This is a genomic window from Pseudomonas sp. B21-040, from assembly GCF_024748695.1.
GTDB lineage: Bacteria > Pseudomonadota > Gammaproteobacteria > Pseudomonadales > Pseudomonadaceae > Aquipseudomonas.
In genome coordinates this window covers 3,869,966-3,892,245 of the sequence record NZ_CP087176.1, presented here as the reverse complement: position 1 = coordinate 3,892,245, position 22,280 = coordinate 3,869,966, and the positions used below count along the sequence as shown (strand labels likewise).

The window sequence follows — 22,280 nt, the reverse complement described above, 5'->3', positions numbered from 1 at the left end:
TGCTGTACATGAAATGTGTGTTCACACCGAACACCTGTGGGAGCCGAGCTTGCTCGCGATGAGGCCGAACCAGACGCCGCAGAACTTCCCGGAGAACCGCAATGACTGACAACGCAATGACCCCCAGCGAATTCGAAGCCGCCTTGCGTGCCAAAGGCGCCTACTACCATATTCACCATCCCTTCCATCAAGCCATGTATGCCGGGCGTGCCAGCCGCGAGCAGATCCAGGGCTGGGTCGCCAATCGTTTCTACTACCAGATCAACATTCCGCTGAAGGACGCCGCGATTCTGGCCAACTGCCCGGACCGTGACGTGCGCCGGGAATGGCTGCAACGGATTCTCGACCACGACGGCGTCCCCGGCAGCGAGGGCGGTATCGAAGCCTGGCTGCGCCTGGGTGAAGCGGTGGGGCTGGATCGCGAGCAGATCCTGTCCCAGGAATTGGTGCTTCCCGGCGTGCGTTTCGCGGTGGACGCCTACGTCAATTTCGCCCGTCGCGCCTGCTGGCAGGAAGCGGCCAGCAGTTCGCTGACCGAACTCTTTGCCCCACAGATCCATCAGTCGCGACTCGACGCCTGGCCGACCCATTACCCGTGGATCGAAGCCGCCGGCTACGACTATTTCCGCACGCGCCTGAGTCAGGCCAGACGCGATGTCGAGCACGGCTTGCGCATCACCCTGGCGCACTACGTGACCGCCGAGGGGCAGCAACGCATGCTGCAGATTCTGCAATTCAAACTCGACGTGCTGTGGAGCATGCTTGATGCCATGAGCATGGCCTACGAGCTGGAACGCCCGCCGTATCACACGGTCACTGCCGAGAACGTCTGGCACCGGGGGATTGCCCTGTGAGCCTGATCAACCGCCAACAGTCACCGGCCTTGCGTCGTGGTTTTCGCCTGCAATGGGAGCCTCGCCAGGATTGCCATGTGCTGCTGTACCCCGAAGGCATGATCAAACTCAATGGCAGTGCCGGTCAGATCCTCGGTCTGGTGAACGGTCAGCGCAGTGTCGCAACGATCATCGATCTACTGGCCGCGAATTTTCCCGGTGTGCCGGGAATTGACGAGGATGTGCTGGCGTTTCTGGAGGTGGCCCATGCGCAATTCTGGATCGAGTGAGACCCCGCCGGGACCGCCGTTGTGGCTGCTCGCCGAGCTGACCTACCGTTGTCCGCTGCAATGCCCCTATTGCTCCAATCCATTGGATTTTTTCCGGCATGGCGAGGAACTGAGCACGGAAGAATGGATTCGCGTATTCCGCGAAGCGCGGGACATGGGCGCCGCTCAATTGGGCTTTTCCGGTGGCGAGCCGCTGGTACGTCAGGACCTCGCCGAGCTGATCAAGGCTGCCCGGGACATGGGTTACTACACCAACCTGATCACCTCGGGCATCGGCCTGACCGAGCAGAAAGTGCGCGACTTCAAGGTGGCCGGGCTGGACCATATCCAAATCAGCTTCCAGGCCGCTGACGAAGCGGTCAATAACATGCTCGCCGGTTCGCGCAAGGCCTTCGCCCAGAAACTCGCCATGGCCAGGGCGGTGAAAGCCCAGGGCTACCCGATGGTCCTGAACTTCGTCACCCATCGGCACAACATCGACCGGATCGCGCAGATCATCGAGTTGTGCCTGGAACTGGAAGCGGACTTCGTCGAATTGGCCACCTGCCAGTTCTACGGCTGGGCTGAACTCAATCGCGTCGGCCTGTTGCCCACCCGCGAGCAATTGCAGCGTGCCGAGCGCGTCACCAACGAATATCGCCAACGTCTGGAAGCCCAGGGCCACCCGTGCAAGTTGATCTTCGTCACCCCGGACTACTACGAAGAGCGTCCCAAAACCTGCATGAACGGCTGGGCCAATCTTTTTCTCGACATCACCCCCGACGGTACTGCCTTGCCTTGCCACAGCGCCCGGCAGTTGCCTGTGCAGTTTCCCAACGTGCGTGAACACAGCCTCTCGCACATCTGGAATGACTCGTTCGGCTTCAATCGTTTTCGCGGCGATGACTGGATGAAGGAGCCGTGCCGCTCCTGCGACGAAAAACACAAGGACCTGGGCGGCTGCCGCTGCCAGGCCTTCATGCTGACCGGCGATGCCAGCAATGCCGACCCGGTGTGCAGCAAATCCGCGCACCACGGTGTGATCCTCAAGGCTCGCGAGGAGGCCGAGGCGCCGGGGTTGGGGATGGAGCACCTGACGATGCGCAACGAGAAGGCTTCACAGTTGATCTATCGCGGCTAGTCTGGCGACACAAATCCCCTGTGGGAGCGGGCTTGCCCGCGATGAGGGTGGCACATTCAACATCGATGTTGACTGTCAGGCAGCTATCGCGGGCAAGCCCGCTCCCACAGGGGGAGTACACCGCAGGTAGGGCTACCCATTGGTCTGATTGCATTCGCAGCTGGATGGTTTAGTGTGGTTTCTACCTTCCAAAACAATAAAAACAGGCTTTCCAATGAGCCAGAGTCTCAACCAGCTGCGTAAATTCGTTTCGCCTGAAATCATCTTCGGTGCCGGTAGCCGGCACAGTGTCGGTAATTACGCCAAGACTTTTGGCGCGCGCAAGGTGCTGGTGGTCAGTGATCCCGGTGTGATTGCCGCCGGCTGGGTCGCGGATGTCGAAGCCAGCCTGCAAGCCCTGGGTATCGAATACTGCCTTTACACCGATGTCTCGCCCAACCCACGGGTCGAAGAAGTGATGCTCGGTGCCGAGATGTACCGGGAAAACCACTGCGACGTGATCGTCGCCGTCGGTGGCGGCAGCCCGATGGACTGCGGCAAAGGCATCGGCATCGTCGTCGCCCATGGCCGCAGCATCCTGGAATTCGAGGGGGTGGACACCATCCGCGTACCCAGCCCGCCGCTGATTCTGATTCCGACCACCGCCGGCACCTCGGCCGACGTCTCGCAATTCGTGATTATTTCCAACCAGCAGGAGCGCATGAAGTTCTCCATCGTCAGCAAGGCCGTAGTGCCGGATGTTTCGCTGATCGATCCGGAAACCACCCTGAGCATGGACCCGTTCCTGTCGGCCTGTACTGGCATCGACGCGTTGGTGCATGCCATCGAAGCCTTCGTGTCCACTGGCCACGGGCCGCTGACCGACCCCCACGCGCTGGAGGCTATGCGCCTGATCAATGGCAACCTGGTGCAAATGATCGCCAACCCGACCGACATCGCCCTGCGCGAGAAAATCATGCTGGGCAGCATGCAGGCCGGGTTGGCGTTTTCCAACGCCATCCTGGGCGCGGTGCACGCCATGTCCCATAGCCTCGGCGGCTTTCTCGATCTGCCCCATGGCTTGTGCAATGCGGTGCTGGTGGAGCATGTCGTTGCCTTCAATTACAACTCGGCACCGGACCGCTTCAAGGTGATTGCCGAGACCTTCGGCATCGACTGCCGAGGCCTGAATCACCGCCAGATCTGCGGGCGTCTGGTCGAACACCTGATCGCCCTCAAGCACGCCATCGGCTTTCACGAAACCCTCGGTTTGCATGGCGTCAGGACCTCGGACATTCCGTTCCTGTCGCAGCATGCCATGCACGATCCGTGCATCCTGACCAACCCGCGTGAATCCAGTCAGCGTGATGTCGAGGTCGTCTATGGCGAAGCCCTCTGACGAGCAGCAACGGGCTCTGGCGGGGCTACTCGGGTTAGGCAGCCATTCGGCGCGCAAGAGTCATTACCCGGAATTGGCCGCGCGGCTCGACGAACTGGAAGCCGAGCGCAATCGCTACAAATGGCTGTTCGAAAACGCTGTGCAGGGAATTTTTCAGGCCAGCCTGCAAGAAGGCATGCGGGCCGCCAACCCCGCGCTGGCGCATATGCTTGGTTATCAGGACCCGCAGGAGGTGCTGTTCTCCCTGACCGACCTGGCCAGTAACCTGTTCGTCGACGGCGCGCAGGAGTTGGAAAACATCGGCGAAATCCTCAGGCACCAGTGCAGCCTCCATGGCTATGAGACCCGTCTGCGCCGCAAGGACGGCAGCCACCTCGATGTGTTGATGAACCTGCTGCTCAAGCCCGGTCAGGAGGGACTGGTGGAAGGCTTCGTCGCCGATATCACCGAGCGAAAACTGGCGCAGCAACGCCTGCAGCAACTCAACGACGAACTGGAGCAACGCGTCACCGCGCGCACCGATGAATTGTTGGAAGCCAACCGCAACCTGCAACAGCAGATTACTCAGCGTAAACAGATTGCCCGCGCCCTGCGCGATGCCCGCGACGCCGCCGAGGCGGCCAACCGCAGCAAGGACAAATACCTCGCTGCCGCCAGTCACGACCTGCTGCAACCACTTAACGCCGCGCGCTTGCTGATATCGACGTTGCGTGAACGCAAACTGCCCGACGTCGAGCAGGTACTGGTCGAGCGCACCCATCAGGCGCTGGAAGGCGCGGAAGATCTGCTCACTGATTTGCTGGATATTTCCCGACTCGATCAAGCGGCGGTCAAACCAGACATCGGTCTGTATCGTCTGGACGAATTGCTCGGGCCGCTGGTTTCCGAGTTTCAGTCGGTCGCCGAAGCGGCCGGTCTGAATCTGCGGGTGCATGTGGGCGATTACGCCATCAGCACCGATTTGCGCCTGATGACCCGCATCCTGCGTAATTTTCTCAGTAACGCCTGCCGCTACACCGATGAGGGTAGCGTTCTGCTTGCGGCCCGCCGACGGGGAGCCATGCTGCGCCTGGAAGTCTGGGACACCGGGCGCGGCATCGCTGCGGACCGACTGGATTCGATTTTCCTGGAGTTCAACCAACTCGACGTCGGACGTGCTGCCGACCGCAAAGGCGTGGGGTTAGGACTGGCCATCGTTGAACGCATCGCCAAGATTCTGGGTTATCAGGTTCGGGTTAAATCGTTGCCAGGGCGTGGTTCGCTGTTCAGCATCGACGTACCGATTGCCCATGAGGTGCCGCTACCGATCAGTCAGGCCACACCTCAGTTGAGCACGGGCAATCCCTTGCCTGGCCGACGTTTGCTGGTGCTGGACAACGAAGTGAGCATTCTCGAGAGCATGAGCGCGCTGCTTGGGCAGTGGGGGTGCGAGGTGGTCACGGCCACCGACGAATCCTCCGCGCTGGCGGCCCTGCGCGGGCAACCACCGGAGCTGATTCTGGCGGACTATCACCTCGATCACGGCATTGTCGGGTGCGATGTGGTCAGGCATTTGCGCGAGCATTTCGGCCAGGCTATTCCGGCGGTGATCATCACGGCGGACCGTACGGACCAGTGTCGACGCTCATTGCAGAGACTCGGCGCACCGCTGCTGAACAAACCGGTGAAACCCGGCAAGCTGCGCGCGGCGCTGAGTCAAATGCTCGGATAGTGGCGTTATCAGAGCGCACGATACTGCAGGCTGAACCCGAGCTCAGCCGACTGGCCTTGCTCCAGCAAGCGCAAACCTGGCCGACCCGGCAGGTGATGTGCGTTGACTGGGTGGCTCACCGGTTCGATGCAGAAAAACCCCAGGTCGACCGGGCAGTACAGCAGGTAGTAGTCGCTGCCGGTGGCCTGGCATTCAAGCGCATAACCGAGGTCGGGTTGCTGGATCAGGCAATGGCCGTCCCAGTGACAGAAACCGTTGTCGACCAGCGTCGCGGGTAATGCGCCCGGTTGCTGAAAGTCCCAGGCGGCGGGCAGCTCAATCAACTCGGTCGGCAGTTTCGAGCTATCGCACAACCAGACTTGCTCGGCCTTGGCCTGTAGCTGCGTGTTGGCGGTGCGTGGAAAGTAGGGGTGCAGACCGAGCCCATGCCAGGCAGCGCGGTCGGCCAAATGAGTGACCTGCAATTCGACGTTTAATCGACCCTTGCTCAGATGGAAGCGTTGGCGGGCGCGATAGGCGAACGGTGTGGTGCTGTCGAGTTGCAGGATGACTTCGTCGACGGCGTGCGACACCACCTGCCACGGTTGTTGCCAGGCACTGCCGTGAATGGGCAGCGGATCGGTGAGGCTGTTGGGCGTCAGGGCCAGCCAGCCATCGGGGCAGTCGAAGCCGCCTTCGGCGATTCGGTTGGACCATGGCACCAGGGGATAGCAGCCGAGTTTGCCCGGCAAACCGGTGTTCAGCGCCTGGGCATCGTTGTGACGCAACAGCGGTTGCCCCGTGCTGCGAACCGTCCAGTTGACGATGCTGCCGCCGAGCTCGGGGGCGAGGGTGAGGCGGGTGAATTCGTCTTCGAGCTCTAGAATCTTTGGCGTCATCTAAATGGGTTCCAAATATGAGAACACTAACCTTGTAGCAGCTGGCGAAGCCTGCGTTCGGCTGCGCAGCAGTCGTAAAACCATATTGCACGGTGCATCAGAAAGACCGCATTCACCGGATTGACGACTGCTGCGCAGCCGAACGCAGGCTTCGCCAGCTGCTACAGGTGAGATCGGCGGTGGTTCATGCGTTGAACTGAGGTTCGGGCAACCCGGTAACGCCTGGATTGAGGGCAAACACACCACCGGCCAGAGACTGCTCATCCTGGTCGTCACCGGGGCGGATCGAGGTCACGAACAGCGTGTCCAGTCGACTGCCACCGAAGGCGCACATGGTCGGTTTTTTCACCGGGACGGGGAGCGAGCGATCCAGGCGGCCGTCCGGGGTAAAGCGGTGAATCAGCCCGGCGTCATTGCCGCAGATCCAGTAGCAGCCATCGGCATCGACAGCGGCACCGTCGGGGCGGCCGGGGAACTGCTGCATGTCGACGAACAGCCGCCGATTGGACGGTATGCCGCTGCCGACGTCGTAGTCAAAGGCCCAGATCTGCTGGACCGAAGGATGAGAGTCAGAGAGGTACATCGTGCGACCATCCGGGCTGAAACCCAGGCCGTTGGGGACGATAAACCCGCCGAGTTGCGCCGCAAGTGGCCCGCGTTCACCGGCGCTGTAGCGATAAAGCGCGCCATCGGCCGCGTTGGCACCCATGTTCAGCACCATGCTGCTCGCCCAGAAACGGCCCTGGCGATCGCAGCGCCCATCATTCAAACGCATGTCGGTCCGGGCATGGTCGACATGCGCCAACACGCGACTGTCGAGGCTGCCGTCGTTGTGCGTGTGCAAATGGAAAAAACCGCTTTCCATCCCTGCCGCCCAGCCACCGTCGCGGTGGCGGGTGATGCACGCGAGCATCTCCGGTGCTGTCCACGTATGGACATCACCGCTCGCGGCACTCCAGCGTTGCAGGCTCCCGGCAGGAATATCCACCCAGTACAGGGCGTTTTCCTCGTGGACCCACACCGGGCATTCACCGACGGCGTTACGGGCATCGACAATCAATTCGGCTTGCATGGCGCCTCATTCCCTTGGGTTTTTGTAGTGGGGTTCAACCGGGGAGCAGGGCGTCAGTCACCAAACGGGCCGGCCGCGCAAAAGGCGCCGCCCTGGTAGACACGGGCCGGATCATCGGTGGCTGGCATCGGCTGGGTTTCGACTTTTTCGCGGAACACTTCGGAAGTGTCGTTCGGGGCATAGCCCAGGTGCGCAGCGTAGCGGTTGTCCCACCAGATGTCCTTGTTGTCGGACATGCCGTAGACCACGGTGTGGCCGACATTCGGAGTGTACAAGGCTTGTTCGAGCAATTGGGTCAGGTCGTCGAAGCTCAGCCAGGTGCTCATCATCCGGCGGTTGTGCGGTTCCGGGAACGAAGAGCCGATCCGCACGCTGACGGTTTCGATGCCGTAGCGATCGAAGTAGAAGGTGGCCATGTCTTCACCGTAGGATTTGGACAAACCGTAATAGCTGTCCGGACGGTGAGGCGAGCGGGCGTCGATGACTTCGTCCTGCTTGTAGAAGCCGATGACGTGGTTGGAGCTGGCGAAGATCACCCGCTTGACGCCATGACGGCGTGCCGCTTCATAGATGTGGAATACGCCGCAGATGTTGGCGCCGAGGATCTGCTCGAACGAGTGCTCGGTCGACACGCCACCGAAGTGCAGGATCGCGTCCACGCCTTCGACCAGTTGATGCACCGCTTGCTTGTCGGCGAGGTCGCACGGCACGACTTCTTCACGGTCATCAATAGCCGGGGCGATGTCGGCGATGTCCGACAGGCGAATGACATTGGCGTAAGGGCGCAAGGTTTCGCGCAAGACTTTACCCAGGCCACCGGCGGCGCCGGTCAGCAGCAGGCGATTGAAAGGGGAGCGGGCGGTTGAAGTGGTCGTCATGGGGAATCCTGGGCAATCAGATTGTTGTTATTGATTCGTTGTAGGTTGTCATACGACTGTGCAGAAGTATCGTAAGGCTTTCCGGGTGTTGTCAACGTGACGTTGGTTGAAATGGACGGAGGGTTGTTTGCTCCTGCACAAACGCTAAACCTCCCGACTGGAAAGCCACCCCTGTAGGAGCAAAGCTTGCTCGCGATTGCGGTAGTTCAGTCAACTCATTTGCTGACTGAAAGATAGCCATCGCGAGCAAGCTCGGCTCCCACAGGGGTGGGGTAATTCCTGAAAACGTCGGTGTTACAACAACGAAATCGGGTAGTTGATGAAGATACGGTTTTCATCAAATTCGTTGGTGCTGAAGCTCTTGCGGATGGAAGCGTTGCGCCACTTGATGTTGAGGTTTTTCAGCGGGCCGCTTTGCACGGTGTAGGCCAGTTCCGATTCGCGACCCCATTCTTCACCGTCGGTGATCTTTCCGGTGTGCACGTTATCGCCGCTGATGTAGCGGTTCATCATCGTCAGGCCGGGAACGCCCAGGGCGACGAAGTTGTAGTCGTGGCGCACTTGCCAGGATTTTTCCCTGGCGTTGTCGTAGCTGGAGTTGTAGCTGTCGTTCGCCAGAGTGCCGCCGCTCGTGCCGTTGACGCGCATCCATTGATCGTCACCGGTCAGTTTTTGCAGTCCGACGTAGAAGGTGTTGCCGCCGTATTTGGCAGAGAGCAAGGCGAATGCGGTTTTGTTGTCGAGGTCGCCGGCCAGGGCGCTGCCGTTTTCTTTGCCGATGAAATAGCCCAGGTTGGCGCCGAGGGTCCAGTCGCCGATTGGCTGGCTGTGGCTCAGGTTGAAATACTGTTGCTGGTAGATATCGCTGAGTTCCGCGTACCAGACGCCGACCTGGGTGCGCTTGTCGTTGAACGCGTATTCACCGCCACCGAAGTTGAAGCGGTCCGAGGTGATCGCCGCCGATTTGCCGTTCATGAACATGTCTTCCATGCTCGCATCGTTACGCGGGCTATTTTGCTGGAACTGGCCGCCGTACAGCGTCAGGCCGCTGATCTCGGTGGACGTCAACTGGCCACCGCGGAAGGTTTGCGGCAGCGAACGACCGTCGTCCGAACGCAGGATCGGCAGCACCGGCATCCACTCGCCGACCTTCACTTCGGTTTTACTCACTTTCATCTTCCCGGCCACCGCCAGACGACCAAAGTCATCAACTGGGCGGCCGTCGCTGCCAATCGGCAGCAATTGGGTGCCGCCCGTGCCTTTGCCGCCATCGAGCTTGATCGACAACAGACCCAGCGCATCGACGCCAAAACCCACCGGGCCCTGTGTGAACCCGGACTTGGTGTCGAGAATAAAGTTTTGCGTCCACTCTTCAGCCTTGCCCTGCGGATACGCCGGGTTGACGTAGTTGCGGTTGAAGTAGGCGTTGCGCAAATTGAGCGTCGCCTTGGCGTCATCGGCAAAACCTTCGGCATGACTGGTCATCGGCAGGGCAAGGGCCAGGCCGCTGCATCCAATGAGGCTTAGGGTATGACGGCGTTTAAAAGTCGGACGTGGGGTGCAGGCGGACGAATTGCGGGCGAGCTTGCTCACTGTGACGCTCCCTTACTTTTTGTTGTTTTTATTTTTGTCATACGTCGTCGTACAACATTGGCGGCGATTATTTGCGAGGCCTCGACGGGTTGTCAATTAGAAGTTGTACGACGACATGGCCGGTCGTCGCGGATGTCGACGAAACCGTGGGAGGGTGTCAGCTGGAAATCATGGGGGGCAGGGTGCCCAAGAGGGAGACGGTGGCGACAGCGCCAATCCCCAGCAGCCATTCGAGGATTACGCTGGTTTTCAGGGTTGCCAGGCGCTGCTCGCAATCGTCTATGCGCAGGCGATTGAACAGTGCCAGGCCCAGCATTACGGCAATCAGCACCACCTTGATCAACAGAATCAACGCGAAACCGGTGAACAGGGGTGTGGGCCAAATGACGCCGGTAAGGACTCGAACATTGATCAATCCGGTGATCAGCAACCCCGCCACCAAGGCGTAACCGACACCACTGAAACGCAGCAGAATCGCTTTGATGGGCTGTGCTGCCGGTTGGCGCAAGATCATCACCAACAGCAACAACCCGCCGAGCCAGGCGCCCACGCAGCTCAGGTGCACGACTTGGTTGAGGATCAGCAATTGGCCGTTGAGGCCGTCCAGCATGCCACCGTGACCGACCGGGGCGAGGGTTGCCAGCAACAGGCTGGCGAGGCCGATTTGCAGAGGGGTGTGCGCCCGCCACGGCGACATCAGCAGCGCTACCAACAAAGCGTTGAGCAGCAAATGCCAGCGCCAGACTTGACCGAAAAACGTATTGCTCAGCACCAGGTGCAGGGTCGACGGATCAACCGCCGCTTCCCAGGCTCCGGCCATGCTTGCGGTACTCAGCAGCAACCAGGCAACGCCGCTGACCAATGCCACTGCTGCCAGCCAGCGAGTTGTCATCGTCAGCCGTCGATCAAGGTGTTCAGCGCTGCCATTGAGCAGCAGTGGCCTGAACACCCACGCCCCGAACAGCATCAGCACCACGGTGAAATGCACAAAGCGACACAGCACCATCGCGCTGATCATGAATTACTGGCCGACCTTGAAGGCGTAGGCGCCTTCGCTTTTGTGGGTGTCGACCGAGACCGCGTGCCATTCGACTTTATAGGTGCCCGCCGTCAGCGGTTCGGCAGGCGTGACGATCAGGGTCTTCTTGTCGCTGCCTTCGCTGGTGAGGCTCTTCACGGGCACGGCGGCACCGTCCTTGCTGAGCATGACCTTGGTGAAGCTCGCCTCGACACCTTCGGAAAACTCCAGGCGCAGCATCGATGGCGCGCTTACGGTGCTGTCGGCCGCCGGGGTCTGGCTTTTCAGATGAGCATGGGCAAACACCGACGAAGCACCAAGCAGCGAGGAGAGCAAGGCGGTGGTGACCAGGGCTTTCTTGAGCATCGTGAATTCCTATGAGTCAAGTTCGGAGTCAAGTTCGGAGGCAGGTTTGAAGTGGCGTCAGTTTAGCCGTCGGAAGCCTGGTGTACAGAGTTTCGTTTTAGCCTGTCGCCGCGACGTAGAGCGGATGCTAGTCTTGGTCAACGCAGGTGTCGGGGAGCCCATATGGGCAATCACAAGATCGGGATTCGTCGCAGTAATGTAGAGAAAATTCTGCTGGGGGCGGAAAAGGTCTTCGCCGAAAAAGGTTTTGGCGGCACTGCCATGGCTGATATCGCCGCGCAGGTGCAATTGCCGCGATCCAACCTGCATTACTACTTCAGCACCAAGACCGAACTGTACAGCGCAGTGCTGTTCGACCTGCTGGAAGTCTGGAAACAGGATGCGTTGTGCTTCGAGATGTTCGACGATCCCCGCGTGGTGCTCAGCAGCTACATCCGCGCCAAGATGAACCACTCGCGCAGCCGGCCTTACGGTTCGAAAGTGTGGGCCAACGAAATCATCCACGGCGCACCGACATTGGGTGAGGCCCTGGACGCCAGCCTCTACGACTGGGCCAAGATGAAAGAAGCGAAAATTCGCCAGTGGGTGGACGATAAACGCATCTTGCCGGTGGAGCCTTCGAGCCTGCTGTACATGATCTGGGCGTCGACCCAGCATTACGCGGACTTTGATCATCAGGTGAACATTCTCAATGACCATCAGCCGTTATCGGACATGCAATTCGAGCGGGCGGTGCAGACGGTGACCAGTGTAATTTTGCGCGGGATCGGGCTGGAGCCTTGAGATTTTCTGTGAGGCTGCTGGCCTCATCGCGGGCAAGCCCGGCTCCCACAGGGGCGGTGTTGAACACAATATTTGTGAACACCACTGATCCTGTGGGAGCCGGGCTTGCCCGCGATGGCGTCAATTCAACCACCGCCTGCTTCAAGGTGAGACATGGTACGGATTCCTCGGATCATGATTCCAATCCAGAAACGGCTTGCCCGTGTCCATCGGCACCATCTCGATACAGTCCTGTACCGGGCAGGTGATCTGGCACAAATTGCAGCCCACACACTCCTCATCGATCACGGCATATTGATGCGTTCCGTCTGCCTGCTTCAGGCTGGCGATCGCCTGATGCGACGTGTCCTCGCACGCGATGTGGCAGCGCCCGCAACCGATACACGCCTCCTGATCGATTTTCGCGATCACCTGATAATTGATATCGAGGTACTTCCAGTCCGTGGTATTGCCCACCGCACGCCCCGTAAATTGCGACACGCTGGCGTAACCCTGACTGTCCATCCAGCGTGACAAGCCGTCCTTCATCTCCTCGACAATCCGGAAACCGTGCAGCATCGCCGCCGTGCACACCTGCACCGAGCCACTGCCCAGCGCAATGAATTCCGCCGCGTCGCGCCAACTGCCAATGCCGCCAATGCCGGAGATCGGCAGGCCTTGAGTCTGCGGATCACGGGCGATTTCGGCGACCATGTTCAGCGCAATCGGCTTCACCGCCGAACCGCAGTAACCGCCATGAGTGCTCTGGCTGCCCACGATCGGGTTGGCGACCATGCGCTCCAGATTGACACTGGTAATCGAGTTGATCGTATTGATCAGCGACACCGCATCTGCGCCACCGCGATGGGCCGCGCGGGCGGCGACGCGGATGTCGGTAATGTTTGGCGTGAGCTTGACGATTACCGGCAGCGAGCAATACGTCTTGCACCAGCGAGTGACCTGTTCGACGTACTCCGGCACCTGGCCGACCGCCGCACCCATGCCACGTTCCGGCATACCGTGGGGGCAACCGAAATTCAGTTCGATGCCATCGGCGCCGGTGGCCTCCACCAGCGGCAGAATGTGTTTCCAGGACTCTTCGACACAGGGCACCATCAGCGACACGATCAGCGCGCGGTCGGGCCAGTCCTTTTTGACTTGGGTGATTTCCCGCAGGTTGATCTCCAGCGAACGGTCGGTGATCAACTCAATGTTGTTGAAACCCACCACCTCACGGTTGGCGCCGAAGTGCGCCGAATAGCGCGACGATACGTTGACCGCCGCCGGGTCTTCACCCAGGGTCTTCCAGACCACGCCACCCCAGCCAGCTTCGAAGGCGCGGACCACGTTGTAGGCCTTGTCGGTGGGTGGTGCGGAGGCCAGCCAGAACGGATTGGGGGCTTTGATGCCGGCAAAGACAATCGAGAGATCGGCCATTTACGCAGCCTCCACATTGAGCTTGAGTTGAGCGTTGATCGCCTCGGCGGCACGCTTGCCGTGCTGCACGGCTTGCACGGTGAGGTCCTGATCGAGGCTGGTGCAGTCGCCACCGGCATACACGCCGGGGATGCTGGTGCGCAGGTGTTCGTCCACTTCGATGCGCTCACCCTGGCGCTTGAGTTCGCGAGCCAGCGGGTCGGCCAGGGCGCTGCCGTCAAAGGCCTGGCCGATGGCTTTGAAGATGGCGTCGGCGGCCAGTTCGAAGGTTTGTCCGGTGGTGTGCAGGCGACCGTCTACCAAATGGGTGCGGGCAAAGCGCATGCCGCGCACGTTGCCTTGATCATCGAGCAACACTTCTTCCGGTTGGGCCCACGTCAGCAAGCGCACCTGATTGGCTTTGGCGATGTCCTGTTCGTGACCGGTAGCGCCCATGTCTTCAACGCCACGGCGGTACACCAGGTTCACATCGTGAGCGCCCAGACGCGCCATTTGCACGGCCATGTCGATGGCGGTGTTGCCGGCGCCGAGGACGATGCAATGATCCGCCAGCGGCAGTTGAGTCAGGTCATCGGCCTGGCGCAGTTCACGAATGTAATCGGTGGCGGCCAACAGGCCAGGCGCCTCTTCGTGGGGCAGGCCAAGTTGTTTGCTGGCGTTCAGGCCAAGGCCGAGAAACACTGCGTCGAATTGCTGATGCAGTTCGCTCAAGGTCAGGTTGTCGCCGAGTTTTTGCCCGTGGCGAATCTCGATTCCGCCGATCTGCAACAGAAAATCCAGCTCCTTCTGTGCGTAATCGTCCACCAGTTTGTATTTGGCGATTCCATATTCGTTGAGGCCGCCGGCCTTTTCCCGGGCTTCGAAGATCACCACGTCATGGCCATGCATCGCGCTGCGGTGGGCGCAGGACAAACCGGCCGGGCCGGCACCGACCACGGCAATGCGTTTGCCGGTGGCGGCAGCGCGCTGGAAGGGATGTTCGCTGAAGTGCGCGTTGTCGACCGCGTAGCGTTGCAGCAGGCCGATCAGCACCGGGGCGCATTCATGGTCGTTGTTGCGCACGCAGGCTTGCTGACAGAGGATTTCGGTGGGGCATACCCGGGCGCAACTGCCACCGAGGATGTTCGCCGAGAGGATTTTTTGCGCCGCGCCCTGAACGTTTTCCTGATGGATGTTGCGGATGAACGACGGAATATCGATTTCGCTCGGGCAGGCGTTCACGCACGGCGCGTCGTAGCAATACAGGCAACGCGAGGCTTCCAGATGCGCCTGGCGATCGTTGAGTGGCGGCGCCAGGTCGGTGAAATGACCGGCGAGGGCGGCCGCATTCTCATAGGGATGCGGGAGGTGGTTCAGGGTCTTGATCACGGTATTGGCCTCACGGTGATGGAGGTGCTGCCTCTGGTGGGCATTGTTTTTGTGTTGTCAGGGCTGACGCCATCGCGGGCAAGCCCGCTCCCACAGTTGAAATGCGTTCCCTTGTAGGAGTCGGGCTTGCCCGCGATAGGCCGAAGGCCGCTCTCAGCGTTTCACAGCAGCTGGCTTATTCAACTCAGCCCGCTTGCTCAGCAATTCAAACACCGCCGGATACGCCGGCCGTTCGACATACCGCCCCGCACCGCGCTCGGCGCGCAAATCGCCATCGGCCCAGACCACACGGCCCTGGCTGACGGTGTGGCTCGGCACACCGCGCACGGTCTTGCCTTCGAAGATGTTGAAGTCGACCTGCTGGTGGTGCGTCTTGGCTGAAATCGTCCGCGTACCTTGCGGGTCCCACAGCACCAGGTCCGCATCCGCGCCGACCCGAATCGCGCCTTTGCGTGGGTAGAGGTTGAAGATCTTCGCGGTATTGGTGGAGGTCAGCGCGACGAAATGCTGCATCGACAGACGTCCGGTGTTCACCCCTTCATCCCAGAGCACGGCCATGCGGTCTTCGATGCCGGCGGTGCCGTTGGGGATTTTGCTGAAGTCGTCGCGCCCGGCGGCTTTTTGCTCAGCGCAGAAGCAGCAGTGGTCGGTCGCGGTGGTGTGCAGGTTGCCCGATTGCAGGCCGTGCCACAGAGCCTCTTGATGACCGCGAGGACGGAAGGGGGGACTCATCACGTAACCGGCGGCGGTTTGCCAATCCGGGTGTTGATAGACGCTGTCGTCCAGCAACAGATGCCCGGCGAGCACTTCGCCGTAGACTTGCTGGCCTTTGCTGCGGGCGTAGGTGATTTCGTCGAGGGCTTCTTTGGTCGAGACATGCACCAGGTACAGCGGCGTGCCCAGGGTCTCGGCGATACGGATCGCCCGGCTGGCCGCTTCACCTTCAACCTGCGAAGGCCGTGACAGGGGGTGTGCTTCAGGGCCGGTGATGCCCTGGGCCATCAACTTGCGTTGCAGGTGATAAACCAGCTCGCCGTTTTCGGCATGCACGGTGGGCACCGCGCCGAGTTCCAGGCAACGTTCGAAACTCGCCACCAGCGTATCGTCGGCGGCCATGATCGCATTCTTGTACGCCATGAAATGCTTGAAGCTGTTGACGCCATGATGGTTAACCAGCTCAGCCATGTCCTCGCGCACCTGTTCGCTCCACCAGGTGATCGCCACATGGAAACCGTAATCCGACGCTGACTTTTCAGCCCAGCCGCGCCACTGGTGAAACGCCTCCATCAGCGATTGCTGCGGATTGGGAATCACGAAGTCAATGATCGACGTGGTGCCACCGGCCAGTCCTGCCGCCGTGCCACTGAAAAAGTCTTCACTGGCCACGGTACCCATGAAGGGCAGTTGCATGTGCGTGTGCGGATCGATGCCGCCGGGCATCAAGTACTGGCCGCTGCCGTCGAGCACTTCGGCACCCGCCGGAACGTCAAGATTGTCGCCGATGGCTTTAATCACGCCGTCGGCGCAATAGACGTCGGCGCGATAACTTTCATCATGGGTAATAACGGTGGCGCCACGGATCAACAGAGACATTCCGAGTTCCTCGCAGGCAATGACCGGCTTGGGCCGGTTCTAACTGTTTTTATATAAATCGGCGTCAACAGGTGTATTCCTGTCAACGCTGTCAAGAATTGAAGCTAGTCTGAGTTTATGAATTCAGCAAGAATATTTTTTATAAGCTTATAGCTAGTTTAACTACTTGATGAATAAAGATTAAATGTGCAAATCACCAAAATGGGGAGACTGCTCACCAATTTGACGCACTTGACAGGATGGGAAAATGGTCAAGATTTTCTATGTGAAATCAACTGTTTGAACAGGGTCTATGATTGATGCGCCTCGATTGAAAAAAAAGCGGTGCACCCGTTTGAGGCCTGATGTTTCGGACAACTTGCCTGGCATTCGGCCTGAGTGAACGGGCAAGTCACCGAGGACTCAGCGGGTATATAAATAAAACTGATAAACATCAGTTGGTTGCAAGGTTTTATGGAACTGCCCGATGCGCAATCGGGGACGTTCGGCATGCTTATTGATGCCATCCGCCCTTGATGAGCAAAAAAATAATTCAAAGAACAGTGGAGCGGCCATGCAACAGATCAGATCGCAAGTGACCGAGCGCGACGGCTTGTACGAGCTCGAAGCCGGCAGTGACGTCCTCGACAGTCTCCGTTATAACCACGACATCGCCCCGACCAAGGTGGCCGAACGAACCTGGAACAAATGGCACATCACCGCGTTGTGGGTCGGCATGGCGATTTGTGTGCCCACTTACACCCTTGGCGGTGTGCTGACTGCCTACTTCGGCCTGAGCGTCGGTGAAGCGCTGTTGGCGATTCTGTTTGCCAACATCATCGTGTTGATTCCCCTGACCCTGAACGCCTTTGCCGGCACCAAGTACGGCATTCCGTTTCCGGTGCTGCTGCGTTCGTCCTTTGGCGTCCTCGGTTCCAACATTCCCTGCCTGATCCGTGCCGTGGTGGCGTGCGGCTGGTTTGGTATCCAGACGATGTTCGGCGGCCTGGCGATTCACCTGTTCCTCGGTTCGGTGTTCGAGGGCTGGAAGTCGTTGGGTGGCACCGGCGAGGTCATCGGCTTCATGGTGTTCTGGGCGTTGAACCTGTGGGTGGTGATCCGTGGCGCCGAGTCGATCAAGTGGCTGGAAACACTGTCTGCGCCGCTGCTGGTCGCGGTGGGCGTGGGGTTGCTGGTGTGGGCGATGCCGAATGTCTCAATGACCGAATTGCTGGCGATTCCGGCCAAGCGTCCTGAAGGCGCTGGCGTGGCCAGTTACTTCGCCGCCGGGCTGACCGCCATGGTCGGATTCTGGGCCACGCTGTCGCTGAACATTCCTGACTTCAGCCGCTATGCGAAAAGCCAGAAGGACCAGATTGTCGGGCAGATCATCGGCCTGCCGCTGACCATGTTCCTGTTCGCCTCCCTTGGCGTGGTCATGACCGCGGCGTCGGTGAAACTGGTCGGTGTGACGGTTTCCGACCCGGTCACGTTGATCGGCCATATCCAGAGCCCGTTCTGGGTGGCGATTGCCATGGCGCTGATCATCATCGCCACGCTGTCCACCAACACCGCCGCCAACATCGTTTCGCCCACCAATGACTTCCAGAACATCGCGCCCAAACTGATCAATCGCACCACGGCGGTGCTGCTGACCGGCCTGGTGGGGCTGGCGCTGATGGCCCATGAACTGCTGAAAAAACTCGGCTTGATCGTCTCGGACCTCAGCCTGGAAACCGTTTACTCCAACTGGTTGCTCGGTTATTCCAGCCTGCTCGGGCCGATCGCCGGGATCATGGTGGTGGACTATTTCCTGATCAAGAAACAGCAACTGGACCTGGCCGGGCTCTATCGCGATGACGTGTATCCGGCCTGGAACTGGTTCGGGTTTATCGCCTTCGGTGTGCCGGTGGCGTTGACGCTGCTGTCGTTGGGCAGCGATGCGTTCAGCTGGTTTTACAGCTACGGCTGGTTCACCGGGTCGGCGCTGGGCGGGTTGATTTATTACGGGTTGTGCTCGTTTCGGCCTGCCCCGTCCGTAGCGAAATCTGCGGTGTGACGGATGGCCTCTTCGCGGGCAAGCCCGCTCCCACAGGGGAATGCATTCCAAATGTGGGAGCGGGCTTGCCCGCGAAGACGGCCTCACCGACACCAATGAAACGTCTGAAGAAACCTATAACAACTGCCTGAGGAGATCACCATGAACGCTGCCGTAGACGTTCTGCAATCCACCCATCAGCACATCAACCGCGACCGCTTGTGGGCCTCACTCATGGAGCTCGCCAAACTCGGCGCCACGGTCAAGGGCGGCGTCTGTCGCCTGGCCCTGACTGACCTCGACCGTCAGGCCCGGGACATCTTCGTCAACTGGTGTGAAGACGCCGGCTGCACCGTCAGCATCGATGCCGTGGGTAACATCTTCGCCCGCCGTCCGGGACGCAATCCGAACCTGCCACCGGTCATGACCGGCAGCCATATCGACACCCAGCCTACCGGCGGCAAGTTCGATGGCTGCTTCGGCGTCCTGGCCGGCGTCGAAGTGCTGCGCACCCTCAATGACCTGAAGATTGAAACCGAAGCGCCGCTGGAAGTGGTGGTCTGGACCAACGAAGAAGGTTCGCGCTTCGCGCCCTGCATGATGGGTTCTGGCGTCTTCGCCGAAAAATTCACCCTCGAAGAAACCCTGGCCAAAGTCGACGCCGAAGGCATCAGCGTCGGCGAAGCGCTGAACGCTATCGGTTACGCAGGCCCGCGCAAGGTCAGTGGCCACGCGGTGGGCGCCTATTTTGAAGCCCACATCGAGCAAGGCCCGATCCTTGAAGACGAACACAAAACCATCGGTGTGGTGATGGGCGCGCTCGGCCAGAAATGGTTCGACCTCAAACTGCGTGGCGTCGAAGCCCACGCCGGCCCGACGCCGATGCACTTGCGCAAGGACGCCCTGGTCGGCGCCGCGGTGATCGTCGGCGCACTCAACCGCGCCGCCCTCAGCCATCAGCCTCACGCCTGCGGCACCGTCGGCTGCCTGCAAGCCTATCCCGGCTCACGCAACGTCATCCCCGGTGAAGTGCGCATGACCCTCGACTTCCGCCATCTGGAACCGGCACGCCTGGACTCGATGATCGCCGAAGTTCGCGAGGTGATCGAAAGCACTTGCAAGGCACATGGCCTGACCTTCGAACTCACCCCGACCGCCGACTTCCCGCCGCTGTACTTCGACAAGGGCTGCGTCGAAGCGGTACGCGGCGCGGCGCAAGGGTTGGGCTTGTCGCACATGGACATCGTCAGCGGGGCAGGGCACGACGCGATCTTCCTCGCCGAACTGGGCCCGGCCGGCATGATCTTCGTACCGTGCGAAGGCGGCATCAGCCACAACGAAATCGAAAACGCCGCGCCGGACGATCTGGCGGCCGGGTGTGCGGTGTTGCTGCGGGCGATGCTGGCGGCCTCGGCGGCGATTGCCAAGGGGGAATTGGCGGCCTGAAACGCCTGACGTGCGCTGAGAAAACACAGCGCACGCCGCTTGATCGTCTGGCGTCATGTCTGTGATTTCAGTGCTGCAAAGTGCGCCGCGCTGGCCTGGACCGAAGCTATGGCCGTACACAGGTTCTTCGCACGATCCCAGCCCTGTGCGGTCGTAATCTTCACAAAGCGCCGCTGAACGTGTGGAGATCCGATGAGCCAGGACGTCCTGAGTACCGAGACCAATCGTCGCCAGTTGCAGCAGATCATTGCCGGCTTGACCGACGGCGTGATTCTGCTGGAGCCAGACCAGAGCCTTCTCTGGGCCAATGATGCTGCGCTGGCCATGCACGGTGTCGGGCAGATCAGCGAACTGGGTGCCAATGCCCGTGAGTACGCCAAACGCTTCATCTTGCGCTATCGCAACAATCACCCGGTGCCGAAGGAAAACTACCCGATCAACCGTGTCGCCCGGGGTGAAACCTTCAGCGATGTGCTGGTGGAAGTAACGCCGTCCGACGATGAAGAACGCACTTGGGTGCACAACGTGCGCAGCATGGTGCTGGCCGACAGCGCCGGTGAACCGCAATCGCTGGTGTTGATCATCAACGACGTCACCGAGTGGGCCGGCGCCGAGCGGCGTTTCGAAAAAACGTTCAATGCCAACCCGGCTCCGGCCGTGATCTGTCGCCTCAGCGATTTGCGTTACATCAAGGTCAACAGCGGCTTTTTGGATATGACCGGTTTTGCCCGCGATCAGGTCATCGGCGCGTCGGCCTATGAATTGGATGTGCTGGAGGGCGCGGAAAACCGAAACCTGGCGATTGAGCGTTTGCGTGACCAAGCCACGATTCCGCAAATGCAGGCCCAGTTGCGATTGCCTGACGGCGGCAGCAAGCAGGTGATCGTCGCCGGGCAGCCGCTGGAGTTGAACGAAGAAGCCTGCATGCTGTTTTCGTTCGTCGACATGGAGCCTCGGCACAAGGCCGAAACTGCCTTGCGCCAGAGCGAAGAACGTTTCGCCAAGGCTTTTCGCCTGACGCCCGTGCCGACGTTGGTGTGCAGCGCCGAGGATCAGCGAGTGCTCGACGCCAACGAAGCGTTTTATGTGACCTTCGCCTATCCCAGCGAAGAAGTGCTCGGCAAGACCGTGGAGCAACTTGAGTTCTTCGACTCGGGCATTGGCACACGCTTGTTTTCGACGCTTGAGAACGCAGGGAGTCTGGACCGGGTCGACGTGAAAATCCGCAAGAAAGATGCGGGGCTGATTGATTGCGCGGTCTCGGCCGACACCGTGAACATTCAGGGCAGTCCTTGCTACCTGCTGGTATTGATGAACATCACTGAGCGTAAACGCACGGAACTTGAACTGGTCACGGCGATCGAGGAGGTGATGAAAGACGCCTCCTGGTTCAGCCGCACGCTGATTGAAAAACTGGCAAACGTGAAAAACGTCAACTCACCCCAGGTCCCTGGCGCGTCTTTCACCGATCTGACGGCCCGGGAGCGCGATGTACTTGGCCTGATCTGCGAAGGGCTGGCTGACAAGGAAATCGCTGCACGGTTGAAGCTGGCACCCAACACGGTGCGCAATCACGTCGCGACGGTGTATTCCAAGCTGAATGTTCACAGTCGCAGCGAGGCGATTGTCTGGGCACGCCAGCGCGGTTTGTTTTCCATTGAGTGGCGGCCCAAGGGCCAGCGCTAGAGTGCAAATGCACTAGTGGAGACAGTGCAAATTCATGTATTGGCGCATGCCTCTCTTTCTTAGGCTGTCAGGGTGCGAAACGGATTTTCAGCCGTTGTCGCATCCACTGCGTAACCGCTTAAGGAACCGTCCCATGTTTCGCCCTTTCAACAGCGTTTCAGTCGATAAACGTGCCCGTCAGCCAGCAGGTGAATCTTGATGATTTATCTGACGCAATTGCGCGATCAACTGGAGCGGCACTTTTCTCCCCGAGCCTGCGAATGCAGTGTGTCAGGCGACAACTCGGTGACGGTCAAGCTGTATCACCCAGCGTCGGGGCAGGTCGATCTGGTGGTCAGCGGGTTGAAGGTCACGAACCTCAGTTCGCCGCAAGCGGTGGCGTTGTTGATTGAAGAGCTGCGTTATGAGTTGGAGAGCAATGGTTTGCATCAACCCGGCGAGAATGCTTAGAAACTGTCGTTTTTTGCGGTAAAAATGAGGCTAAGTGCCTAATTTGCTGGCATTGGCCGGTGAGTGGACTATAAGAAATGCGAGGGTAAAATTTTCTGTGACCGGTCCGCGGCTTCGCGGTGTTCTTGTCGTGTCGCGGAAAGTCTCGATTACTTACCGCGGGTCAGCTTATGAACAGTCTTGGAAAACGTGCTTTTTCGCCGCTGTCGCTCGCTTTCTGCGTAGCGATCCTCAGTGGTTGCTCCAGTCCGCCACCTCCACCACCTCCTTTGCCACCTGTAGAACGCACCTGCGAAACCCTGGACAAGACCGATGTGATGGGGGACGCGAAAGGAGAGGGTGAAGTGACTCGGGTCACCACCACCACCCGCTGCATAACTCAAT

General features: G+C 59.9%; 19 protein-coding genes and 1 pseudogene. 11 read left to right on the top strand and 9 right to left on the bottom strand.

Translation table 11 applies throughout. The features are described 5' to 3' along the window. Positions 1-101 precede the first annotated feature (101 nt). The 5 genes from pqqC (at position 102) to LOY55_RS17775 (ending at position 5,332) form a co-directional block, all read left to right on the top strand. On the top strand, positions 102-854 hold the full coding sequence (gene pqqC, locus LOY55_RS17795; protein ID WP_046031421.1) for a pyrroloquinoline-quinone synthase PqqC: 753 nt from the start codon (positions 102-104) through the stop codon (positions 852-854). Beyond that, entirely contained in the window at positions 851-1,123 is a 273-nt protein-coding gene (gene pqqD, locus LOY55_RS17790) for a pyrroloquinoline quinone biosynthesis peptide chaperone PqqD (RefSeq protein ID WP_109786142.1), read from the top strand. Before pqqC ends, pqqD begins: the two co-directional genes overlap by 4 nt. After that, a complete protein-coding gene (gene pqqE, locus LOY55_RS17785; RefSeq protein WP_258666027.1) occupies positions 1,101-2,243 on the top strand; it encodes a pyrroloquinoline quinone biosynthesis protein PqqE in 1,143 nt (380 codons plus the stop codon). Before pqqD ends, pqqE begins: the two co-directional genes overlap by 23 nt. A gap of 214 nt (positions 2,244-2,457) precedes the next feature. Continuing rightward, positions 2,458-3,621 carry an alcohol dehydrogenase-like regulatory protein ErcA gene (gene ercA / locus LOY55_RS17780; RefSeq protein ID WP_223525199.1) on the top strand — a complete coding sequence of 388 codons (1,164 nt, stop codon included), beginning with the start codon at positions 2,458-2,460 and terminating at the stop codon, positions 3,619-3,621. Beyond that, a complete protein-coding gene (locus LOY55_RS17775; protein WP_223525201.1) occupies positions 3,605-5,332 on the top strand; it encodes a NahK/ErcS family hybrid sensor histidine kinase/response regulator in 1,728 nt (575 codons plus the stop codon). Before ercA ends, LOY55_RS17775 begins: the two co-directional genes overlap by 17 nt. 8 nt (positions 5,333-5,340) lie before the next feature. Here the strand turns inward: LOY55_RS17775 and LOY55_RS17770 are convergent, their stop codons facing one another. The 6 genes from LOY55_RS17770 to copC all read right to left on the bottom strand — a co-directional run bounded on the left by LOY55_RS17770 (position 5,341) and on the right by copC (position 11,137). After that, positions 5,341-6,210, bottom strand: coding sequence for an aldose 1-epimerase (locus tag LOY55_RS17770; protein ID WP_258666024.1), 870 nt, complete (start codon positions 6,208-6,210; stop codon positions 5,341-5,343). 184 nt (positions 6,211-6,394) lie between these two features. Further along, positions 6,395-7,282, bottom strand: a complete 888-nt coding sequence (locus LOY55_RS17765; protein WP_258666022.1) for an SMP-30/gluconolactonase/LRE family protein — start codon at positions 7,280-7,282, stop codon at positions 6,395-6,397. A 53-nt stretch (positions 7,283-7,335) separates the two neighbouring features. Beyond that, entirely contained in the window at positions 7,336-8,160 is an 825-nt protein-coding gene (locus LOY55_RS17760; protein WP_258666020.1) for an NAD(P)-dependent oxidoreductase, read from the bottom strand. A 294-nt stretch (positions 8,161-8,454) separates the two neighbouring features. Continuing rightward, on the bottom strand, positions 8,455-9,753 hold the full coding sequence (locus LOY55_RS17755) for an OprD family porin (RefSeq protein WP_046031413.1): 1,299 nt from the start codon (positions 9,751-9,753) through the stop codon (positions 8,455-8,457). A gap of 157 nt (positions 9,754-9,910) precedes the next feature. After that, positions 9,911-10,771, bottom strand: coding sequence for a copper homeostasis membrane protein CopD (gene copD, locus LOY55_RS17750; protein WP_258666017.1), 861 nt, complete (start codon positions 10,769-10,771; stop codon positions 9,911-9,913). A 3-nt stretch (positions 10,772-10,774) separates the two neighbouring features. Next, complete coding sequence (gene copC, locus LOY55_RS17745) at positions 10,775-11,137, bottom strand: copper homeostasis periplasmic binding protein CopC (protein WP_109786134.1); 363 nt, start codon at positions 11,135-11,137, stop codon at positions 10,775-10,777. Between the two features lie 162 nt (positions 11,138-11,299). On the opposite strand from copC, the gene LOY55_RS17740 reads away from it, so the two are divergent. Then, entirely contained in the window at positions 11,300-11,920 is a 621-nt protein-coding gene (locus tag LOY55_RS17740; protein WP_046031410.1) for a TetR/AcrR family transcriptional regulator, read from the top strand. Positions 11,921-12,061: 141 nt separating this feature from the next. Here LOY55_RS17740 and preA read toward each other — a convergent pair whose 3' ends face one another. The 3 genes from preA to hydA all read right to left on the bottom strand — a co-directional run bounded on the left by preA (position 12,062) and on the right by hydA (position 16,297). Next, positions 12,062-13,336, bottom strand: coding sequence for an NAD-dependent dihydropyrimidine dehydrogenase subunit PreA (gene preA / locus LOY55_RS17735; RefSeq protein WP_258666013.1), 1,275 nt, complete (start codon positions 13,334-13,336; stop codon positions 12,062-12,064). Then, a complete protein-coding gene (locus LOY55_RS17730; RefSeq protein ID WP_258666012.1) occupies positions 13,337-14,704 on the bottom strand; it encodes an NAD(P)-dependent oxidoreductase in 1,368 nt (455 codons plus the stop codon). Between the two features lie 153 nt (positions 14,705-14,857). Further along, positions 14,858-16,297 (bottom strand): dihydropyrimidinase, encoded by a 1,440-nt coding sequence (gene hydA, locus LOY55_RS17725; protein ID WP_258666010.1) that lies wholly within the window; start codon positions 16,295-16,297, stop codon positions 14,858-14,860. 553 nt (positions 16,298-16,850) lie between these two features. On the opposite strand from hydA, the gene LOY55_RS17720 reads away from it, so the two are divergent. The 5 genes and pseudogenes from LOY55_RS17720 to LOY55_RS17705 all read left to right on the top strand — a co-directional run bounded on the left by LOY55_RS17720 (position 16,851) and on the right by LOY55_RS17705 (position 21,896). Next, positions 16,851-18,335: an NCS1 family nucleobase:cation symporter-1 gene (locus LOY55_RS17720; RefSeq protein WP_258666008.1), complete on the top strand. Its 1,485-nt coding sequence runs from the start codon at positions 16,851-16,853 to the stop codon at positions 18,333-18,335. Positions 18,336-18,476: 141 nt separating this feature from the next. Beyond that, the gene (locus LOY55_RS17715) at positions 18,477-19,760 is read left to right on the top strand and encodes a Zn-dependent hydrolase (RefSeq protein WP_258666006.1); all 1,284 of its coding nucleotides are present in this window, start codon (positions 18,477-18,479) and stop codon (positions 19,758-19,760) included. A gap of 36 nt (positions 19,761-19,796) precedes the next feature. After that, a pseudogene (locus LOY55_RS31035) lies at positions 19,797-19,877 on the top strand (carboxymuconolactone decarboxylase family protein); the annotation flags it as partial. Between the two features lie 75 nt (positions 19,878-19,952). Further along, entirely contained in the window at positions 19,953-21,446 is a 1,494-nt protein-coding gene (locus LOY55_RS17710; RefSeq protein ID WP_258666005.1) for a helix-turn-helix transcriptional regulator, read from the top strand. A 198-nt stretch (positions 21,447-21,644) separates the two neighbouring features. Then, positions 21,645-21,896 (top strand): DUF1652 domain-containing protein, encoded by a 252-nt coding sequence (locus LOY55_RS17705; RefSeq protein ID WP_109786129.1) that lies wholly within the window; start codon positions 21,645-21,647, stop codon positions 21,894-21,896. Positions 21,897-22,280: the final 384 nt, after the last annotated feature.